Source organism: Vibrio sp. 2033 (assembly GCF_033339735.1).
The window spans coordinates 1-886 of record NZ_JAWOVC010000176.1; the positions used below are offsets into that span (position 1 = coordinate 1).

At 50.2% G+C, this 886-nt stretch carries 1 protein-coding gene; it reads left to right on the top strand.

The genetic code is table 11. The annotated features are described in order from the left end of the window. A partial coding sequence (locus tag R7P74_RS25415) for a M24 family metallopeptidase (RefSeq protein WP_318123414.1) occupies nucleotides 1–886 on the top strand: 886 nt, incomplete at both ends.

Genomic DNA, 886 nt, shown 5'->3' on the forward strand with positions numbered 1-886 from the left:
GAATCCTACCTTATTGTCGAGCGAGACCGCGCGACGGCGTTCATCGATAAACAAAAGTTACCAGCCGAGATAGAGAAGAAGCTGACTGCGCAAGGTGTGAGCGTTCGTCACTACGAGTACGTCAGCCAGTATTTGAATCAGCAATGTGAAGGCTTGTCGCTTGCTTTTAGCCCGGTTTATACCGACAGCTTATTGGTTAACTCCATTGAGCAGAACCTTTCATTAAAGCCAATGGCTCGCCCCGTCACCGACATGAAAGCCATCAAAAATCAGACCGAGTTAGCCAATCTCGAACAGTCATTGACGGACGATGGTGTGGCCGTCGTGAAGTTCATGAGCTGGTTAGAAGACCAAGTCCCAAGCGGGCTTGTTACTGAGCTGTCAGCCGAGGCTCAATTGAAAAGCTATCGCCGTCAAACTCGCCATTATGTGAGCGACAGTTTCCGCACGATTGCAGGCTTCGCCGCACATGGCGCGAAAATGCACTACGCCGCCGATGAAGAAAGCAATGCCGTTGTCAATGAAAGCAATTTCTTCCTTGTAGATTCTGGCGGTCAATACCTTGGCGGCACAACAGACATCACCCGTACTTTCCACTTCGGGTCACCGACCATTAAACAGCGCAAAGACTACACGTTAGTGCTGAAAGCGGTCATCCGACTGACTCAGACTCGATTCATGAAAGGCTCTACGGGTGCCAATCTCGACATCATGGCACGAGGCGTGCTGTGGCAACATGGTATTGATTACAAATGCGGTACAGGACATGGCGTGGGTATTTGTTTGAATGTCCATGAAGGGCCACAAAACTTCTCGCAAAGCCACCGCGAAGTTGAGCTAAAACCTGGCATGGTGATAACCAATGAGCCCGGTGTTTACCGTGAAG